The organism is Streptomyces echinatus, from assembly GCF_014203595.1.
GTDB classification, from domain to species: domain Bacteria; phylum Actinomycetota; class Actinomycetes; order Streptomycetales; family Streptomycetaceae; genus Streptomyces; species Streptomyces echinatus.
In genome coordinates, this window is sequence record NZ_JACHJK010000005.1 from 463,579 (window position 1) to 480,943 (window position 17,365).

Annotated in this window: 14 protein-coding genes, 1 tRNA gene and 1 pseudogene; 7 read left to right on the forward strand and 9 right to left on the reverse strand. The window is 71.6% G+C overall.

Going from position 1 to position 17,365, the window contains the following annotated elements:
* The first annotated feature begins 36 nt into the window (after positions 1-36).
* Positions 37-1,329: a class I SAM-dependent methyltransferase gene (locus FHS34_RS17345; RefSeq protein WP_184966166.1), complete on the forward strand. Its 1,293-nt coding sequence runs from the start codon at positions 37-39 to the stop codon at positions 1,327-1,329.
* 80 nt (positions 1,330-1,409) lie between these two features.
* On the opposite strand, the gene FHS34_RS17350 is transcribed toward FHS34_RS17345, so the two are convergent.
* Together FHS34_RS17350 and FHS34_RS17355 are read right to left on the reverse strand one after the other, a co-directional pair.
* Positions 1,410-3,938: an ABC transporter permease gene (locus tag FHS34_RS17350; protein WP_184966168.1), complete on the reverse strand. Its 2,529-nt coding sequence runs from the start codon at positions 3,936-3,938 to the stop codon at positions 1,410-1,412.
* Positions 3,938-4,708: an ABC transporter ATP-binding protein gene (locus tag FHS34_RS17355; RefSeq protein WP_184966170.1), complete on the reverse strand. Its 771-nt coding sequence runs from the start codon at positions 4,706-4,708 to the stop codon at positions 3,938-3,940. Before FHS34_RS17355 ends, FHS34_RS17350 begins: the two co-directional genes overlap by 1 nt.
* A gap of 412 nt (positions 4,709-5,120) precedes the next feature.
* Here FHS34_RS17355 and FHS34_RS17360 point away from each other — a divergent pair.
* A tRNA-Leu gene (locus FHS34_RS17360) sits at positions 5,121-5,204 on the forward strand.
* 489 nt (positions 5,205-5,693) lie between these two features.
* On the opposite strand, the gene FHS34_RS17365 is transcribed toward FHS34_RS17360, so the two are convergent.
* Together FHS34_RS17365 and FHS34_RS17370 are read right to left on the reverse strand one after the other, a co-directional pair.
* Positions 5,694-6,290, reverse strand: coding sequence for an HD domain-containing protein (locus tag FHS34_RS17365; protein WP_184966172.1), 597 nt, complete (start codon positions 6,288-6,290; stop codon positions 5,694-5,696).
* A 13-nt stretch (positions 6,291-6,303) separates the two neighbouring features.
* Positions 6,304-6,996, reverse strand: a pseudogene (locus FHS34_RS17370) (transcriptional regulator); the annotation flags it as partial.
* A 137-nt stretch (positions 6,997-7,133) separates the two neighbouring features.
* Between FHS34_RS17370 and FHS34_RS17375 the strand changes: the two are divergent.
* Together FHS34_RS17375 and FHS34_RS17380 are read left to right on the forward strand one after the other, a co-directional pair.
* Positions 7,134-8,309, forward strand: a complete 1,176-nt coding sequence (locus FHS34_RS17375) for a 4-hydroxybenzoate 3-monooxygenase (protein ID WP_184966176.1) — start codon at positions 7,134-7,136, stop codon at positions 8,307-8,309.
* Between the two features lie 148 nt (positions 8,310-8,457).
* On the forward strand, positions 8,458-9,318 hold the full coding sequence (locus FHS34_RS17380) for a Bax inhibitor-1/YccA family protein (protein WP_184966178.1): 861 nt from the start codon (positions 8,458-8,460) through the stop codon (positions 9,316-9,318).
* 58 nt (positions 9,319-9,376) lie between these two features.
* Here FHS34_RS17380 and FHS34_RS17385 read toward each other — a convergent pair whose 3' ends face one another.
* Complete coding sequence (locus FHS34_RS17385) at positions 9,377-9,607, reverse strand: DUF4287 domain-containing protein (RefSeq protein ID WP_030653267.1); 231 nt, start codon at positions 9,605-9,607, stop codon at positions 9,377-9,379.
* 99 nt (positions 9,608-9,706) lie between these two features.
* On the opposite strand from FHS34_RS17385, the gene FHS34_RS17390 reads away from it, so the two are divergent.
* Positions 9,707-10,018 (forward strand): hypothetical protein, encoded by a 312-nt coding sequence (locus tag FHS34_RS17390; RefSeq protein WP_184966180.1) that lies wholly within the window; start codon positions 9,707-9,709, stop codon positions 10,016-10,018.
* A gap of 66 nt (positions 10,019-10,084) precedes the next feature.
* Here FHS34_RS17390 and FHS34_RS17395 read toward each other — a convergent pair whose 3' ends face one another.
* The 3 genes from FHS34_RS17395 to FHS34_RS17405 form a co-directional block, all read right to left on the reverse strand.
* Entirely contained in the window at positions 10,085-10,897 is an 813-nt protein-coding gene (locus tag FHS34_RS17395) for a hypothetical protein (protein WP_184966182.1), read from the reverse strand.
* Between the two features lie 284 nt (positions 10,898-11,181).
* Positions 11,182-12,402, reverse strand: coding sequence for an acetyl-CoA C-acetyltransferase (locus FHS34_RS17400; RefSeq protein WP_184966183.1), 1,221 nt, complete (start codon positions 12,400-12,402; stop codon positions 11,182-11,184).
* 144 nt (positions 12,403-12,546) lie between these two features.
* Complete coding sequence (locus tag FHS34_RS17405; protein ID WP_184966185.1) at positions 12,547-13,566, reverse strand: SGNH/GDSL hydrolase family protein; 1,020 nt, start codon at positions 13,564-13,566, stop codon at positions 12,547-12,549.
* A gap of 160 nt (positions 13,567-13,726) precedes the next feature.
* On the opposite strand from FHS34_RS17405, the gene FHS34_RS17410 reads away from it, so the two are divergent.
* A complete protein-coding gene (locus FHS34_RS17410) occupies positions 13,727-15,118 on the forward strand; it encodes a cystathionine beta-synthase (RefSeq protein WP_184966187.1) in 1,392 nt (463 codons plus the stop codon).
* A 547-nt stretch (positions 15,119-15,665) separates the two neighbouring features.
* Here FHS34_RS17410 and FHS34_RS17420 read toward each other — a convergent pair.
* Positions 15,666-16,133, reverse strand: coding sequence for a hypothetical protein (locus tag FHS34_RS17420; protein WP_184966189.1), 468 nt, complete (start codon positions 16,131-16,133; stop codon positions 15,666-15,668).
* A 271-nt stretch (positions 16,134-16,404) separates the two neighbouring features.
* Here FHS34_RS17420 and FHS34_RS17425 point away from each other — a divergent pair, with 271 nt between their 5' ends.
* Positions 16,405-17,247: a MurR/RpiR family transcriptional regulator gene (locus FHS34_RS17425; RefSeq protein WP_184966191.1), complete on the forward strand. Its 843-nt coding sequence runs from the start codon at positions 16,405-16,407 to the stop codon at positions 17,245-17,247.
* Positions 17,248-17,365 lie beyond the last annotated feature (118 nt).

The window sequence follows — 17,365 nt, forward strand, 5'->3', positions numbered from 1 at the left end:
CCGGCATCCGGGATCGTCGTCTTGGAGGTGTGCGCCATGGCCGACGCCGCGTCGCGGCTGAGGAGTCTTGCCGAGCAGATGCTGGGAGCCCCGCTCCCCTTGCGGGTGAGGGCCTGGGACGGATCACAGGCCGGGCCGCCGGACGCGCCGGCGCTCGTGCTGCGCAACCGCCGCGCCCTGCGCCGCATCCTGTTCAAACCGGGCGAACTGGGCCTCGCCCGCGCCTGGGTCGCCGGCGACCTGGAGATCGAGGGCGACCTGTACACCGCGCTCGACGCGATGGCGGGCCTCGTCTGGGAGCGCGGGGAGGACTCCCGCGGCCTCGTCCGGGCCGTGCGCGACCCCGCCGTCCGGGCCGCCGCCCGCGACCTGCTGAAGCTTGCGGGCCCGCCGATCCCGCCCGCCCCGCCGCGCGAGGAGATCCGCAGACCCCGCCGGCACCTGCACACCCGCCGCACCGACCGACGGGCCATCAGCCACCACTACGACGTCGGCAACGACTTCTACGAGCTCGTCCTCGGCCCCTCCATGGTGTACTCCTGCGCCTACTGGGAGGACGCCGGCACCCTGGAGTCCGCCCAGCGCGACAAGCTCGAACTGATCTGCGCCAAGCTGGGCCTGAAGGAGGGGCAGCGGCTGCTGGACGTCGGCTGCGGCTGGGGCTCCATGGCCATCCACGCGGCCCGCGAGCACGGGGTGAGCGTCCTCGGGGTCACCCTGTCCCAGGAACAGGCGGCGTACGCCCGCAAGCGCGTCGCCGACGAGGGGCTGACCGACCGGGTGGAGATCAGGGTCCAGGACTACCGGGACGTCGCGGACGGCCCCTTCGACGCGATCTCCTCCATCGGCATGGCCGAACACGTCGGCGCCGAACGCTACCTGGAGTACGCCCGCCGGCTGTACGCCCTGCTGGGTCCCGGCGGCCGGCTGCTCAACCACCAGATCGCCCGCCGCCCGCAGCGGGACGAGACGGCGTACGAGGTGGACGCGTTCATCGACGCCTACGTCTTCCCCGACGGCGAACTCGCCCCTCTCGGCACCACCGTCACCCAGCTGGAGCACGCCGGGTTCGAGGTCCGTGACGTGGAGTCCCTCCGCGAGCACTACGCCCGCACGCTGCGCGGCTGGGTGGCCAATCTGGAGGCCGGCTGGGGCCGGGCGGCCGGGCTCGCCGGGCCGAACCGGGCCCGCGTCTGGCGGCTGTACATGGCCGCCTGCGCCCTCGCCTTCGAGCACAACCGCATCGGCGTCAACCAGGTCCTGGCGGTCCGCGCCCCGGAGTCCGGCGCCTCGGGACTGCCGCTGCGGGCCCGCACCTGGCACGCCTGACGGCCGGCACCGCCCCGGAACGACGAAAGGGGGCCCCGCGGTCGCGGGGGCCCCTTCCGGTCGGCGTACCGTCCGTACGGCTACTCGGCCTTGATGGCCGCCAGCATGTTCAGCCGGGCGGCACGGCGGGCCGGCCACAGCGCGGCCAGGACGCCGACCCCACCCGCCAGCAGCAGGAAGACCGCCATCCGGCCCCAGGGCAGGACCAGTTCGTACGTCGGCATCTTCGTGCCCAGCAGCTCGCCCGCCGCCCAGCCGAAGAACACGCCCAGCCCGATGCCCAGCACACCGCCGAACAGGGAGATCACCAGGGACTCCAGGCGGACCATCCGCTTGACCGCCCTGCGCTCCAGGCCGATCGCGCGGAGCATGCCGATCTCCTGCGCACGCTCGAAGACGGACATCGCCAGGGTGTTGATGACGCCGAGCACGGCCACGATCACCGCCATGCCGAGCAGGCCGTAGACCAGGTTCAGCATCAGCGTGAACATCTTCGCGATCTCGTCGGAGATGTCCTGCTTGTCCTGGACCTTGATCGCCGGGTTGGAGCCGAGGACCTTCTCCAGCCCGTCCTTGGCCGAGTCGGAGGCGCCGTCCGCGGTCTTGACCATGACCTGCATGTCGGCCGGGTCGGTCAGGTGCGGGGTGAGGACCTTGTTGTCGAGGAGGATGCCGTTGAGCATGTCGTTGCCCTCGTACACCCCTGCGACGGTCAGCCGCTGTGCCTTGCCGTCCTCGAAGTGCGCGGTGAACTGCGAGCCGGGCTTCCAGCCGTGGTCCTTGGCCCGGTCCTCGTCCACGACGACCCGGGTGCCGCCCACCGAGAAGGAGCCGTCGGTCACCTTCAGGTCCGTCAGCTTGCCGATGGCCGCGCCGTCGACGCCGGTCAGGAACTCGGTCGAGCCGTCGATGCGGGACTCACCGTTGCGCAGCGGGCTGCTGTCGGTGACACCGTCGGCGCCGGCGAGCTTCCGCGCCACGTCGGGGGAGAGCGGGCCGCGGTTGGCCATCGAGACGACGTAGTCGGCGCGGATCGCCGAGCTGGCCATCTTGTCGATCGAGGTCTGCAGGCTGCCCGCCATCACCGTCATGCCGGTGATCAGGGTCAGCCCGATCATCAGGGCGGAGGCGGTGGCCGCCGTACGGCGCGGGTTGCGCACCGAGTTCTGCCGGGCCAGCTTGCCCGACACCCCGAAGACGCGCAGCACCGGCGAGGCGGCGGCGATCAGCGGGCGGGACAGCAGCGGGGTCAGCACGAACACGCCGATGATGAGCAGGACCGCGCCGATGCCCATCGCGGCCTGGCCGGTGTCGGTGGCCATCCCGGTGCCCGCGAGGACCACCGCGACGCCGGCCGCCGCGAACAGCGAGCCCAGGGTGTTGCGCAGCACCAGCGACTTGGTCGTGGCCTTGGCGTGCACGCTGCTCATCGCCGCGACCGGCGGGATCTTCGCGGCCCGGCGGCCGGGCAGCCACGCGGCCAGCATGGTGATGAGGATGCCGACCGCCAGGGCGGTCGCCACCGTGCCGGGGCTGATCACCAGCGGACCGTCGGGCAGGCTCGCGCCGAAGGAGCCCAGCAGGGAGCGCAGGCCCGCGCCGATGCCGACACCGGCGGCCAGACCGGTCACACCGGCGACCGTGCCGACCGCGAACGCCTCGATGAGCACGGAGCGGGTGACCTGGCGGCGGGAGGCGCCGACCGCCCGCATCAGGGCCAGTTCCCGGGTGCGCTGGGCGACCAGCATGGTGAAGGTGTTGGCGATGATGAACGTGCCGACGAACAGGGCGATACCGGCGAACACCAGCAGGGCCTGCTTCAGACCGCTCATGGACGAGGAGATCGCCTCGGCCTGGTCGTCGGCGAGCCGCCGGCCGGTGGTGGTGTCCACGAGCTTGGCGGGCAGGGCCTTGTCCAGCCGGGCCTTGAGCGCCGCCTGGCCGGTGCCGGCCGCGGCCTGCACGTCGATCTCGTCGTACGTGCCCTTCTTGCCGAAGAGGGCCTGCGCGGTCGGCGTGTCGAACAGGGTGAGGCTGCCGCCCGCGGCCACGTTGCCGTCGTCGGTGGTGAAGATGCCGCTGACCACCGGGGTGAGGACCGGGCCGTCGACGGAGAGGCGCACGGTGTCGCCGACGTTGTAGCCGGCCCGCTTCGCGGTCTCGGAGTCGAGCAGCACCTCGCCCTTGCCGCGCGGGGCGTGGCCGTCGACCAGCGGGTAACGGGGGTCCTTCGCCCCCCAGTAGTTGCCGCCGGCGGACTGCCAGTCGCCGCCGACGAGCTTGCCGTCCTGGTCGGCGACGGCGGTGAAGCCGGTGACCACACCGGTCGCGGAGGCGGCACCGGGGACCTCGGCGGCCCTGTCGAGCAGGGCCTGGGTCAGCTCGGCGGACTTGCCGACCTTGTTGCCCTCGGAGTCCTGGTACTCGGGCCGTACGGCGACGTCGACCCGTTCGAAGCCCTTGGCGGAGCTCTTCTGGTAGGCGTCGGAGATGGTGTTGGTGAAGACCAGCGTCCCGGCGACGAACGCCACGCCGAGCATGACGGCGAGCACGGTCATCAGGAGCCGGGCCTTGTGCGCGAGGACGTTGCGCAGGGCGGTGCGGAACATCAGCTGGTACGGCCCTTCGCGTCGAACTGCTTCATCAGGTCGAGGACGGAGTCGGCGGTGGGGCCGTATATCTCGTCGACGATCCGGCCGTCGGCGAGGAAGACGACGCGGTCGGCATAGGCGGCGGCCACCGGGTCGTGGGTCACCATGACCACCGTCTGGCCCAGTTCGCGCACGGAGTTGCGCAGGAAGCCGAGGACCTCGGCGCCGGAGCGGGAGTCCAGGTTTCCGGTGGGCTCGTCACCGAAGATGATGTCGGGCCGGGAGGCGAGGGCACGGGCGACGGCGACACGCTGCTGCTGGCCGCCGGAGAGCTGGGAGGGCCGGTGACCGAGCCGTCCGGACAGCCCGACCATCTGGATGACCTGGTCCAGCCACGCCTTGTCCGCCTTGCGGCCGGCGATGTCCATCGGGAGGGTGATGTTCTCCAGCGCGGTCAGCGTCGGCAGCAGGTTGAACGCCTGGAAGATGAAGCCGATCTTGTCCCGGCGCAACTTGGTGAGCTGCTTGTCCTTCAACTTGCCCAGCTCGGTGTCGCCGATGCGCACCGACCCGGAGGAGAACGTGTCCAGACCGGCCACGCAGTGCATCAGCGTGGACTTGCCGGAGCCGGACGGTCCCATGATCGCGGTGAACTCGGCCTGCCGGAAGTCGACCGAGACCCGGTCCAGGGCGACCACCCGGGTCTCACCCTGCCCGTAGATCTTCGACAGCTCCGTGGCGCGTGCGGCCACGGCGGTGGTCCGGCCGGCGGTGGGTGTGGTGGTCACGGGGCGGTGCTCCTGTCGGGACGGCGTGTGTTCCTGCGGACCGTTCCATCGTCCCGGCGCGGGGCGCGCGTGTAGTCAGTCGCTGTTCCGGTTCCGAGGGGCGACTGGGGTCGGACAGGAGGCCGCCGCGTCATACCTGGGGAGGACGGCCGACCCCGAGAGGGCGTCGGCGCCGAATGCCCCGCCGGGTGTCAAGAACCGGTGGACCGCCCTCGTTCGGGCGGTGAAATTCCGTCATTTCACGTACGCGGACACTTCCGCCCCGTCAGGCTATTGGCAAGTGCGGATGGCGCGTTCCGGGGGCTGATGCACCCTCAGACGTCAATAAAATAAGACAACATCGGTCCACCCTGCCGCTGTTCGGGGGATGGGTCCCGATAGGCTCGGAACCTCGTTGCGGAGCCCATGGCCTGCCCGGATGGTGGAATGCAGACACGGCGAGCTTAAACCTCGCTGCCCCTTCGCGGGCGTGCCGGTTCGAGTCCGGCTCCGGGCACTGGATCAAAAACGCGTCTGCCCCGCACGAACGGCCCGGAGGGGCCGTTTCGTGTTTCCCGAACGGGCGCACCGCGGGCGCACGGTGGTCTACGGTGCCCTGCCATGGCGCATGTCGCGAAGCGGAAGAACGCCGACGGGGAGATCACCAGCTACCACGTGAAGTGGCGGCTGCGGAGGCCGTGAGGGCCGGGCATGGGCAGCACAACGAGCCCGGTATCCGGGTGCCGTGAGGCATGCCCCCTACGGTACGGGCGGGGGCTGACACCCCCGCCCGACCGGATCACGCGTATGCGGCTGCCAGCTCCGGGCGCGCTCGTCGAGGTCGACGGCGGCCTGGATGCCGCGCCGCTCGAACACCTGGTCCGTCAGAGTGCGGATGGCGTCGTTGAGGTCGTCCCGAGTGGGGGAGGACTGAGTGCCCGGCAGCCGAAGGGAGTTGGCCGTACACCCACGTTAAGGGCGTGGTCTGACAGTGCCCGTATCCCGATCACGGCTCGCGCCGTGGCTCACCGAGGGCGGCCCGCAGCCAGTCCAGGGAGCCGGTTTCGAGTACGGCGTCCGCCAGGGCCTGGCCGCTCTTGGTGGTGATCCGGCCCCGGGAGTTGTCGATCCACCGCTGTACGTCGGCGTAGCCCTGGGCGCGGTACTCCAGGCCCTGGATCATGCACTCCAGCTTGTCGGCGTCCCGGGCGCAGACGGCCTCCGGGCTTTCCTTTGCTTCGTACTCGCCGACCAGTGCGCGGATGGCGCCGGCCAGGCCCTCGGGCATTCCGGCGACCTGGTCGGCGGTGATGTCGCGCGGGTCCGCCTCGCCCTTGGTGTACCGCTTGCCCAGGTGGTTGACGTCGCCGGTGCGGGTCTCCTGGGAGTCGTGCCACACGGCGAGGAATGCGGCGCGTGCCGGGTCGGCGCCTTCCAGTTGGGCGATGATCGAGGCGATGAGGGCGGTGCGCCAGGAGTGGTCGGCCACGGACTCCGGGTCCTTGATCCCGGCCATCCACCAGCCGCTGCGCCTGGTGTTCTTGAGCGTCCCGGCCTCGTACAGGAAGCGCGCTACCGCAGTCAGCTCCTGGTCCTCGGACACCGTGGGCCTCCTCTCACGCCTCGGTGAGGCGGATCGCGTACCGGATGCTCTCCAATTCCCGCCGCGCGCGCGACGAGAGGCCTCGGCTATCCAGCATGATCGGAAGCCGTTCGTGTAGGGCGTGGGCGGCCTGGCCGGACCGGAGCAGGTTGGGGCGTGCTTGGAGCAGTGCCCACACGCTGTGGATGTTGAGGTCCACGTAGCCGTGCTGGGGGGCGATACCGGCCACGAGGTGGGCGAGCAGCTTGTCCCCGTGCCAGTGGCCCAGGGAGCCGTTCGCGATGAAGTCGTCCGAGAGTTGGGGGACGGGTGCCTCGCCCACCCAGTACGCCCAGTACGCCAGGTTCGCGGCCTCGCCGGGGTCGTCGTCCCGGAGGGAGGTGTCGATGAAGTGGGCCATGCGGTCCCGGTCGCCGTGTCGGGCGGCGACGGCGGCCACGGAGCGGTTGTTGAGCCAGGCCGTCAGCCAGTCGTCAGGGCGTTCGGTGCGCTGCTGGTGGGCCAGCCAGCCGGCGGTTTCCGCCTCCCGGTCGTAGCCGGACAGGTAGAGGGCCTGGCGGCGCAGTAGGAACTGGTCGGCGCCGCGCGCCTGCTCGGCGGTGGCTCGCATGCGGCGGAAGAAAGCGGCCCGCTCGGTGGCGGTGAGTCGGGGGCCGGACGGGGCGGGGCCGCGGCGGGCGCGGGTGGGCCGAGGTAGGGCGCGGACCCCCGCGACCGTTGACAGCGGCGCCGTGCGGTCGGAGACTCACGTCCAGAAGTTGGTGAAGAAAAGTTCACCAGGCGAACAAGGTTCCGTCCGGGGGGAGTCCTTGCGGCGGGACGCGGCAGGGGAGGGGGCGACCGATGCGCACCACCGTCGGGATCATCGGAGCGGGACCGGCCGGTCTGCTGCTCGCGCGGCTGCTGCACCGCGCCGGCGTCGACTCGGTCGTCCTGGAGAGCCGCGACCGCGCCTACGTCGAGCGACGGCAGCGGGCCGGGATCCTGGAGCAGGGCACGGCCGACGCACTGCGCGCCGCCGGGGCCGGGGAGCGGATGGACCGTGAGGGACTGCGGCACGACGGGATCGAGCTGCGGTTCGACCGGCACCGTCACCGGGTCGACCTCCCCGCGCTCACCGGCGGGCGGTCCGTCACCGTCTACGCCCAGACGGAGGTCTGCAAGGACCTGATCGCGCTTCAGCTGAAGGAGGGCGGCCCGCTGCTGTTCGAGGCCGAGGCGCTGGCGGTGGAAGGGGCGGACGGCGGCCGGCCGCGGATCCCCTTCCGCCACCAGGGCCGCGAGGACGTGCTGGAGTGCGACTACGCCGTCGGCTGCGACGGCTTCCGGGGGGTGGCCCGCGAGGCCTTCCCGGCCGGCGGCCGCCGTGTCTTCGAGCGGACGTACCCCTACGCCTGGCTCGGCGTCCTCGCTGACGTCGCGCCCTCGCACGACGAACTCGTCTACGCCCGCCACGAACGCGGCTTCGCCCTGCTGTCCATGCGCTCCCCGTCCGTCTCCCGGCTCTACCTCCAGGTGCCCGCCGGGACGGACGCCGGCCGGTGGAGCGACGAGGAGATCTGGGACGAGCTGGAGCGGCGCCTGGAGACGGACGACGACTGGCGGCTGGAGCGCGGGCCCGTCACCCAGAAGTCGGTCACCCCCATGCGCTCCTTCGTGCACGAGCCGATGCGGCACGGGCGGCTCTTCCTCGCCGGCGACGCCGCCCACATCGTGCCGCCGACCGGCGCCAAGGGGCTGAACCTCGCCGTCGGCGACGTCGTCACCCTCGCCCGGGCCCTCGTCCACGAGAAGGAGACCGGCTCCCCGGACCTGCTCGACTCCTACTCCGCGACCTGTCTGCGCCGCGTCTGGCAGACCGAGCGGTTCTCCTCCGACATGACGACGCTGCTCCACCGCGCCCCGGACGCCACCGCCTTCGACGCCCGCCTCCAGTCGGCCCGCCTGGAGCGGATCGCGTCCTCCCGCGCGGCCGAGACCGATCTGGCGGAGGCGTACACGGGGTTTCCGCTCGGTTAGCCGTCCGGCCATGGCCGGGAATGGGACGTGCGCGTAGCGTGTTGCGCAGCACGGCAGGGGAAAGATCCTCCTCAGGTACCATGGTCGATCCTTTGCCAATCCATTACTCTTGAGCCAAGACTGCACTCGGCAGTCATGGAGGAGCGAAATGAGGAGCAGTAACCCGGTCTTCTCGCGACGGGGGTTCAGCCGCGACAACGGCTACGCCGGCTTCAACACCGCACCGCAGGCCGGGTACGCACAGGGCAACCCGTACGCGCAGAACCCTTACGCCCAGAACCCCTACGCGCAGGCGGACCTCCAGGGCGGAGCCCCGCCGCAGGCCCCGGCCACCACCGACCGGATGACGATGGACGACGTCGTCGTCCGCTCGGCCATCACGCTCGGCACGGTCGCCGTCGGCGCCGTCCTCGCCTGGGCGCTGCTGCCGGTCTCCGGCACCAGCTACGGCCTGGCCGTCGGCGCCGCGCTGATCGCGTTCGTCCTGGCGATGGTGCAGAGCTTCAAGCGCACCCCGTCGCCCGCGCTGATCCTCGGGTACGCCGCCTTCGAGGGTGTCTTCCTCGGCGTCATCAGCGAGATGTACAACAGCCGCTGGAGCGGGGCCCCCTTCCAGGCGGTGCTCGGCACCATGGCGGTCTCCGGCGCGACCCTGCTGATCTACAAGGCCGGCTGGATCCGCGTCACCGCCCGCTACGCACGCATCGGCATGGCCATCGCGATGGCCTTCCTGGTGGTCATGGCCGTGAACCTGCTGCTGGTCGCCTTCGGCGTCGCCGAGGACGGCGGACTGCGCAGCTTCGGCCCGCTCGGCGCGCTCGTCGGCATCATCGCGATCGTGCTCGGCGCGTTCTTCCTGACCCTCGACTTCAAGCAGATCGAGGAAGGTATCGCCTACGGCGCCCCGCGCAACGAGTCCTGGCTCGCCGCGTTCGGCCTCACCATGACCCTGGTGTGGATCTACGTGGAGATGCTGCGGCTGGTGGCGATCTTCAGCAGTAACGACTAGCGCGTCGCGCCGGCCGTACGGCAGGGCCCCGGGCAACACACCCGGGGCCCTTCGGCGTTCAGAGCAGCTTGCGCGCCGCCCTCCTCAGGTCGTACTCGTGCACGATCGCCTTGGCGTGGCCGTACGCCAGGTCGTACTCGTGCCGGAGCCAGCTGACCTTCTCCTCGAAGCGGAACAGTGCGGGGCCTTCTTCGACGGTGCGCAGCCAGTCGGAGACCTCACGACCGGTGCAGTGCGGGATGCGGGCGAGCAGATTGCGGTGGGTCTCCTCGGAGAAGACGTGGGACATCGGCGCCTCCGAACGCAAAGGGGATGTAAGCCGGTCCTTCACGTCACCGTGCCTGAGCGTTCGCGTATTGGCAACAGTGCGGCGCGTTACGCTCGGCGGGTGGTTGATACGACGCCCTTGACCCAAGCAGTGGATCACTTCGCCGACCGGTTGCGGGCGGCACCGCAGAGCCGGCTCCAACGCAGCGCCGCGGCCGAGGCCTTGGCCATGGCGCGGGAACTCTCCCGGTGGGCCCAGGCGCTGGAGGAGCCCGGAAGCGAGCCCCGGGAGATGCCGGACGCCGGGATGTTCGCCGTCGCGGACCAGATCCTCGTGGCCGCGCACGACCTGGCCGTGGCGGTACGGAGTGACGAACAGGTCGCCGAGGCCGTGCGGCTGGTGGAGGAGGCGCGGCAGCGGGCGGGGGTGTGAGGCCGCGGCCCGCGGGCGGGCCGGCCGGAGTCCGGCGCGCGGTTCCCCGCCCCCGCGAGGCGCACCCTACAGGGACGCGATGACCCGGTCGGCCAGGATGTAGACCATGTCCTCGCCGCACGCGAAGGTCAGCGCGTACGCGCCGGAGATGCCCGAGCCGCCCAGGAGGAACGGGGACTCGCCCGACTCCAGGGCCGCGGCCAGGCGCTCCGCCGTCTCGCGGTGCCCCGGGGTCATGCACAGGGTGGTGCCGTCGGCGAAGACGTAGACGTCGAGCGTGCCGAGCGGGCCGGGACGGACGTCGGAGAGCTCGACCTGCTCCGCGGCGAGCTGTTCCAGGGCGGTCACCGTGCGCTCGTGGTCGTTCACGGCCGGGGACTGGACGGGAACGAAGTCCGGGTGCGAGGGGTGGCGGCGGCGGGCCGCGGCCAGCTCCGGGGACTCGCTGGGGGTGCCGCCCTGGACGAAGTCCTTGGGGGAGAACTCGTCGGCGTCGGCGGCCGGCTCGGACACCGGCTCCAGGCCCACGAAGTCCGCCTGCCGGGGCATGAAGAGATCGGCCTCGGGCAGACCGAACAGCGACGGTGCCTCGGATGCGTCGCGGGCCTCCTGCGCCGCCCAGAAGGCGCGCGCCTCGGCCAGCTCACGCTCCCGCTCCTCGGCGAGAGCCTCGGCCACGGCCGCCCGTATCCGGTCGGTGTCGGCGGCGCTGCGGGCGTTCGGCAGCAGGGCGCGCGCGGTGGCCGCCTGCTCCTGCCCGAGCTGGCGCTGCAGCTCGGTGAGCTGGCGGCGCAGCTTCAGCACGGTACGCAGGACTGCGACGCCCACGGCGCCGGTGGCTGCCGTGGTGAGCAGCAGGGCGATCGGCATGGCGCTCACTGACATACTCCCGGTTCCAAAGTCGACCCCCGACTTCCTACATCAGCTTGAAGGGCGGACTAACCAGCTGTCAGTGCGTAACATCACGAAACGGACAGAACTTTGGTCTCACCATTCCGTCGTGCGCTGTGCTGACCCACGCTGACCTGCATCGATATGCCCGGGGAGCGAGTTAGGTCACATCCTGGGGGGGATTGGATCACGGAAAGGCCCAAAACCTTGGCGTTTCCCAGGTTCTGGGCCCTTCTGCGACGTGACGTGCGTGATCCGCTACGGACGGTGGGTCAGCTGAGGCGCTCGATGACCATCGCCATGCCCTGGCCGCCGCCGACGCACATCGTCTCCAGGCCGAACTGCTTGTCGTGCCACTGCAGCGAGTTGATGAGCGTGCCGGTGATCCGGGCGCCCGTCATGCCGAAGGGGTGGCCGACGGCGATGGCGCCGCCGTTGACGTTCAGCTTGTCGATGTCGATGCCGAGGTCCCGGTAGGACGGGATCACCTGGGCGGCGAAGGCCTCGTTGATCTCGACCAGGTCGATGTCGTCGATGGTGAGCCCCGCGCGCCGCAGCGCCTGCTTGCTGGCCTCGACCGGGCCGAGGCCCATGATCTCGGGCGAGAGACCGGAGACACCGGTGGACACGATCCGGGCGAGCGGGGTCAGGCCCAGCTCGCGGGCCTTGGTGTCGGACATGATGACGAGGGCCGCGGCACCGTCGTTGAGCGGGCAGCAGTTGCCGGCCGTGACCAGCCCGTCCGGGCGGAAGACCGGCTTCAGCCCGGACACGCCCTCCAGCGTGACACCGGCGCGAGGTCCGTCGTCCTTGCTGACCACCGTGCCGTCGGGGAGGGTCACCGGGGTGATCTCGCGCTCCCAGAAGCCGTTCTTGATGGCCTGCTCGGCGAGGTTCTGGGAGCGGACGCCGAACTCGTCCATCTCCTCGCGGGTGACGCCCTTCCAGCGGGCCAGGTTCTCGGCGGTCTGGCCCATCGCGATGTACGCGTCGGGAATCAGGCCGTCCGCACGCGGGTCGTGCCACGTGGTGCCCTCCTGCTGGGCGACGGCTGCGGTGCGGGCCTCGGCCTCGGCGAAGAGGGGGTTGTGCGTGTCCGGGAGGCCGTCGGAGCTGCCCTTGGCGAAGCGGGAGACCGTCTCGACGCCGGCCGAGATGAAGACGTCGCCCTCGCCGGCCTTGATGGCGTGCAGCGCCATGCGCGAGGTCTGCAGGGAGGAGGAGCAGTAACGGGTGACCGTGCAGCCCGGGAGATGGTCCATGCCCATCTGCACGGCGACGATCCGGCCGAGGTTGTGGCCCTGCTCGCCGCCGGGCAGGCCGCAGCCGAGCATCAGGTCGTCGATGTCCCGCGGGTCAAGCTCGGGAACCTTGGCGAGCGCCGCCTGGATGATCGTGGCGGTCAGGTCGTCGGGGCGCAGATCCTTGAGGGATCCCTTGCCGGCGCGGCCGATCGGGGAGCGGGCGGTCGAGACGATGACGGCTTCGGGCATCACGGCTCCAGAGAAAGCGGGTTGGGCAGGGGCGGTTCGGAAGTTACCCGGCCGTACCTGCGAGGTCATCGGTGTCGGGGTGTGACACTGACCGCAATTTACTAAGCGCTTGCTTGCCGAGCCGCCGGCGGAGTGCCCAGGCGCTCACAGCGACGGGGTCGCCGGCTCCGCCTCGGGAACCCGCCGCCTGCGCCGGCGCTTCAGCAGCGCCCACGGTCCCCGCGGCCCCGTCGGCATCACCGCGGTGACCTCCGTACCCGCCTCCGAGGCCGCCTCGGCCGCGGCGCGGGCCACCGGCAGGAAGCCCTCGCGACGCGACACGTCCGGCCGCTCCTCCTCCGCCGGCCACAGCCCCAGCGCCGCGCACACCGTGGGAAGCACCGCCATCGCCGCCGTCGCGTAGCCCTCGGCCGAGGGGTGGTAGTTGTCCGGCCCGAACAGCTCCCGCGGATTCGCCTCGAACTCGGGCCCGAGCAGGTCGCCCAGCGACACCGTGCGCCCGCCCTGCTCCACCGCCCCGATCGTCTGGGCCGCCGCCAGCTGCCGGGACGCCCGCCGGGCCAGCCACCGCAGCGGCTGCTGCACGGGCTCGATCGTGCCGAGGTCGGGACAGGTGCCGACCACCACCTCGGCGCCGGCCGTGCGCAGCCGCCGCACCGCCGCCGACAGGTGCCGCACCGAGCGGGTCGGCGGCATCCGGTGCGTCACGTCGTTCGCCCCGACCATGATCACGCAGATGTCGGGGACGGGGGCGGCGGCGGACAGCACCAGGGCCACCTGGCGGTCCAGGTCGTCGGACTGCGCGCCGGGCAGCGCCACGTTCCGCAGCTCCACCGGACGTTCCGCCACCGCCGCCAGCCCGGAGGCCAGCAGCGCCCCCGGCGTCTGGCCCGACCGGTGCACGCCCTGCCCCGCCGCCGTCGAGTCACCGAGCATGACCAGGCGGAGGGGAAGCTCGCCGGGGATGTCGTACGCGTGCCCGTACACCCCGTCGGCCACCGGTACCCGGTCGCTGCTGCCGTTGCCCACATGGCGCCGCGCCAGCCGGACCTCCGCCAGCAGCAGTCCGACGGCCGCCGCTCCCACCAGCCCGGCCCCGCCACCGCCGTACGCCGCGCCGGCCGCGATCCGCCGGGCCACCCTCGCCCTCGACATGCTCGTCATGCGTCGCCGCCACCTCCTCGTAGCCGTACAACCACTCCTTGCCCCGTACAGGCCGTGTGCCAATCTCAACGCGCAGTGAACGGCCACGCTCTCCACACAGCTGGCCTTAGGCTGGCGACACCACTACGAACACATCTTTTTGCAGCGACCGGAGACAACGGTGCGATTCCACGACTCGATGATCAGCCTCGTCGGCAACACCCCGCTGGTGCGGCTCAACAACGTGACCAAGGGCATCCAGGCGACCGTCCTGGCCAAGGTGGAGTACTTCAACCCCGGCGGCTCCGTGAAGGACCGCATCGCCCTGCGCATGATCGAGGCCGCCGAACAGAGCGGGGAGCTGAAGCCGGGCGGCACGATCGTCGAGCCGACGAGCGGGAACACCGGTGTCGGTCTTGCCATCGTGGCCCAGCAGAAGGGCTACAAGTGCATCTTCGTGTGCCCCGACAAGGTGAGCACCGACAAGATCAACGTACTGCGCGCGTACGGCGCCGAGGTCGTGGTCTGCCCGACCGCCGTGGACCCCGAGCACCCGGACTCCTACTACAACGTCTCCGACCGGCTCGTCCGCGAGACGCCCGGCGCGTGGAAGCCCGACCAGTACTCCAACCCCAACAACCCGCTCTCGCACTATCACTCCACCGGCCCCGAGCTGTGGGAGCAGACCGAGGGGAAGATCACCCACTTCGTGGCGGGCGTCGGCACCGGCGGCACCATCTCCGGCACCGGCAACTACCTCAAGGAAGCCAGCCAGGGCAAGGTCAAGGTCATCGGCGCCGACCCCGAGGGCTCGGTGTACTCCGGCGGGTCCGGGCGGCCGTACCTGATCGAGGGCGTCGGCGAGGACTTCTGGCCGACCGCCTACGACCGCACCGTGGCGGACGAGATCGTGGCCGTCTCCGACAAGGACGCCTTCCAGATGACCCGCCGGCTGGCCAAGGAGGAGGGCCTGCTGGTGGGCGGCTCCTGCGGCATGGCCGTCGTGGCCGCGCTGGAGGTCGCCGAGCGGCTCGGCCCGGACGACGTCGTGGTCGTGCTGCTGCCGGACAGCGGCCGCGGCTACCTCAGCAAGATCTTCAACGACGAGTGGATGGCCGACTACGGCTTCCTGGAGGACGAGGGCCCCAGCGCCCGCGTCGCCGACGTGCTGAACGACAAGGTGGCCGGCGCCATCCCCTCCCTGGTGCACATGCACCCCGAGGAGACCGTCGGCCAGGCCATCGAGGTGCTGCGCGAGTACGGCGTCTCGCAGATGCCGGTCGTCAAGCCGGGCGCCGGCCACCCGGACGTGATGGCCGCCGAGGTCGTCGGCTCCGTGGTGGAACGGGAGCTGCTCGACGCCCTGTTCAGCAAGCGGGCCTCGCTGGAGGACCCGCTGGAGAAGCACATGTGCGCCCCGCTGCCGCAGGTCGGCTCCGGCGAGCCGGTCGGCGACCTGATGCAGGTGCTGGGCACGGCGGACGCGGCGATCGTCCTGGTCGAGGGCAAGCCGACCGGTGTGGTCAGCCGGCAGGACCTGCTGGCCTTCCTGGCCAAGGGCGGCAACAAGTAGCGAACGCCCGGTGAACCGCCCTGGTCCGCGGTGAACTTGGGAGACGCGGTTCGCGCAAGTGGTACGAGCGTGTCACGTGCGCGCAGCACCCGCTTAACACGGATCCGGCACGCTGGACGGTGTCGGCAGGGCGATGGGCACCTCCCAGGCGTTGAGCACTGGGGGAGGCTCCCCGCCCGGCCGGCGCCGAACGGCGTCAAGGACCTCCGGAGCGGCTCCCGGACCTCCATGGACGCCACGGACGCGCAAGCCCGGCCCTGACCCGGCCCGCGTCCCCCGCGGGGACCGCCGTCGTCCCGCCCCCCGGCAACGGGGGTGCGGCGGTCCCCGCGCACACACCCCTTGCGCCGGAGCCGGCGCCGCTCTCGCGGACGTGGCCGCTCGCCGCCGTGGCTCTCTCGGCGGCGGAGGTCGCCGACGTCGTCGCCTGCGCCACCAGCCGGCCCCGGCACGTCAGCCTTCGCCGGATCGTGGTGCTCCCGACCCGGCAGGCGTGAGCGCCGGACGGCCGGTCCGCCCGGCCGCCCCCGCCTCGGCCGCCCCCGGCTCAGCCGTTCTCGGCCGACCGGTCCGGTCCGCCGCGCCCGAGGAGTTCCGGGTTGAGACGGACGGCCTGCACGGCGTTGACGCCGATGATGCCGATCCAGGTGACCACCATCCCGGCCAGTCCGGCGAGGGCACCGGCGATCGCGGACAGCGGGATCGCCATGACCAGCGTGATCAGGGCGAAGCCGTAGCGCTCCGCCCAGGAGTCGGACGATTTCGGCCGCCGGGTCTCGCGCGCGGCCGCCATCTGCCGCTCGGCCAGCTGCCGGCGCACCCGGCGGTCCACCGTGTCGTCGATCCGCCGCTCGACCTTCTCCAGGAACGAGTCCACCAGCGCGGAGTCGTATGCGTCGCCCAGCTCCCCGCGGGCCCGCACGGTCGCGTCGAGGTCCTTCCTGAAGTCGGGGTCCGTCCCGAGGCCGGGGTCCTCCCCGAGGTGGACGTCGTCACGCGGATCGAGAGTGTTCATACCGGTCAGCCTAGGGAGCGGTCCGCTCCGCCGCACTGGGGTCAACCCCCCTTTCCGGGGCCGGGACAACCACCGCGCCGCGGCAGTGCCGGCGGTGCTGTACCCGCTGGTTGCGGAGCGCGGTTCCACGAGCTGTGCCATGCGTTCTCCCCACGCTGGGCTGTATAACGGTATGCAGCGGCACACTGTCTGAATAGACGGCCGGTGTTTGTCGATGCCCCGGCGCTGTACTCTCCCGGGGCGTCGAGGAGATCTGGAGGGGGAGTACGTCATGAGCGCGAACGACAGCCCTGCGAACCGGTTGCAGGCGCTCTTCGAGAGCCACCGGCTCACGCCGACCCAGCGCCGCATCGCGCACAGCATGGTGCGCCGGGCCGCCGACGTGCCCTTCCTGTCCAGCGTGGAGCTGGCCGAACTGGCCGGGGTCAGCCAGCCGTCGGTGACCCGGTTCGCGGTCGCCCTCGGCTTCGACGGCTACCCCGCCCTGCGCAAGCACCTGCGCGAGGTCGTCCCGGCCGAACCGGCCGCCGGGGCCGGCGCCTACAACGAGTACCAGCAGGCGGTCGAGGCCGAGATCGAGAACCTGAGGCACCTCGCCGAGCTGCTCGCCGACCCGCGCCCGGTGCAGCGGGCCGGCCGGATCCTCGCCGCATCCCGCCCGCTGCCGGTGCTCGGGCTGCGCGCCGCCGCCTCCCAGGCCTACGGCTTCGCCTACTTCGCCGCCAAGGTCCACCCGGACGTCCGGCTGCTGCACGAGGGCGGCACGATGATCCAGGACCGGGTGGACGCCGCGGTCCGGGCCGGCGCCACCGCCCTGCTCTGCTTCGCGCTGCCCCGGCATCCGCGGGAGGTCGTGGACACCCTCGCGTACGCCAAGGACGCGGGCCTGACGGTGGTCACGGTCGCCGACTCGGCGTTCGCGCCGGTCGCCAAGTACTCCGACCTGCTGCTGCCCGCGGCCGTCGGCACCGGGCTCGCCTTCGACACCGCCTGCGCGCCGATGCTGCTCGGCCGGGTGCTGCTGGAGGCGCTCTGCGACGACCTGCCGGACGCCCAGGCCCGCCTGGAGGAGTTCGACGCCCGGGCGGCGACCCGCCAGCTGTTCGTCGATTGACCGGTCCGCACCGCTCCCGGCTCCGTCCGGGAGCGGTGCGGCTCTCAGACTCGTCTCACGTTCGGCCGCTAGCGTCCCCGCGGAACAGACGCGCAGTGCGGACATGGGACACGGGAGG

Bases quoted from the DNA above. Each gene is read 5' to 3' on its own strand.
- FHS34_RS17345 (WP_184966166.1), top strand. From the start codon at position 37: ATGGCCGACGCCGCGTCGCGGCTGAGGAGTCTTGCCGAGCAGATGCTG.
- FHS34_RS17350 (WP_184966168.1), bottom strand. From the start codon at position 3,938: ATGTTCCGCACCGCCCTGCGCAACGTCCTCGCGCACAAGGCCCGGCTC.
- FHS34_RS17375 (WP_184966176.1), top strand. From the start codon at position 7,134: ATGCGCACCACCGTCGGGATCATCGGAGCGGGACCGGCCGGTCTGCTG.
- FHS34_RS17380 (WP_184966178.1), top strand. From the start codon at position 8,458: ATGAGGAGCAGTAACCCGGTCTTCTCGCGACGGGGGTTCAGCCGCGAC.
- FHS34_RS17385 (WP_030653267.1), bottom strand. From the start codon at position 9,607: ATGTCCCACGTCTTCTCCGAGGAGACCCACCGCAATCTGCTCGCCCGC.
- FHS34_RS17400 (WP_184966183.1), bottom strand. From the start codon at position 12,402: ATGCCCGAAGCCGTCATCGTCTCGACCGCCCGCTCCCCGATCGGCCGC.
- FHS34_RS17405 (WP_184966185.1), bottom strand. From the start codon at position 13,566: ATGACGAGCATGTCGAGGGCGAGGGTGGCCCGGCGGATCGCGGCCGGC.
- FHS34_RS17420 (WP_184966189.1), bottom strand. From the start codon at position 16,133: ATGAACACTCTCGATCCGCGTGACGACGTCCACCTCGGGGAGGACCCC.
- FHS34_RS17425 (WP_184966191.1), top strand. From the start codon at position 16,405: ATGAGCGCGAACGACAGCCCTGCGAACCGGTTGCAGGCGCTCTTCGAG.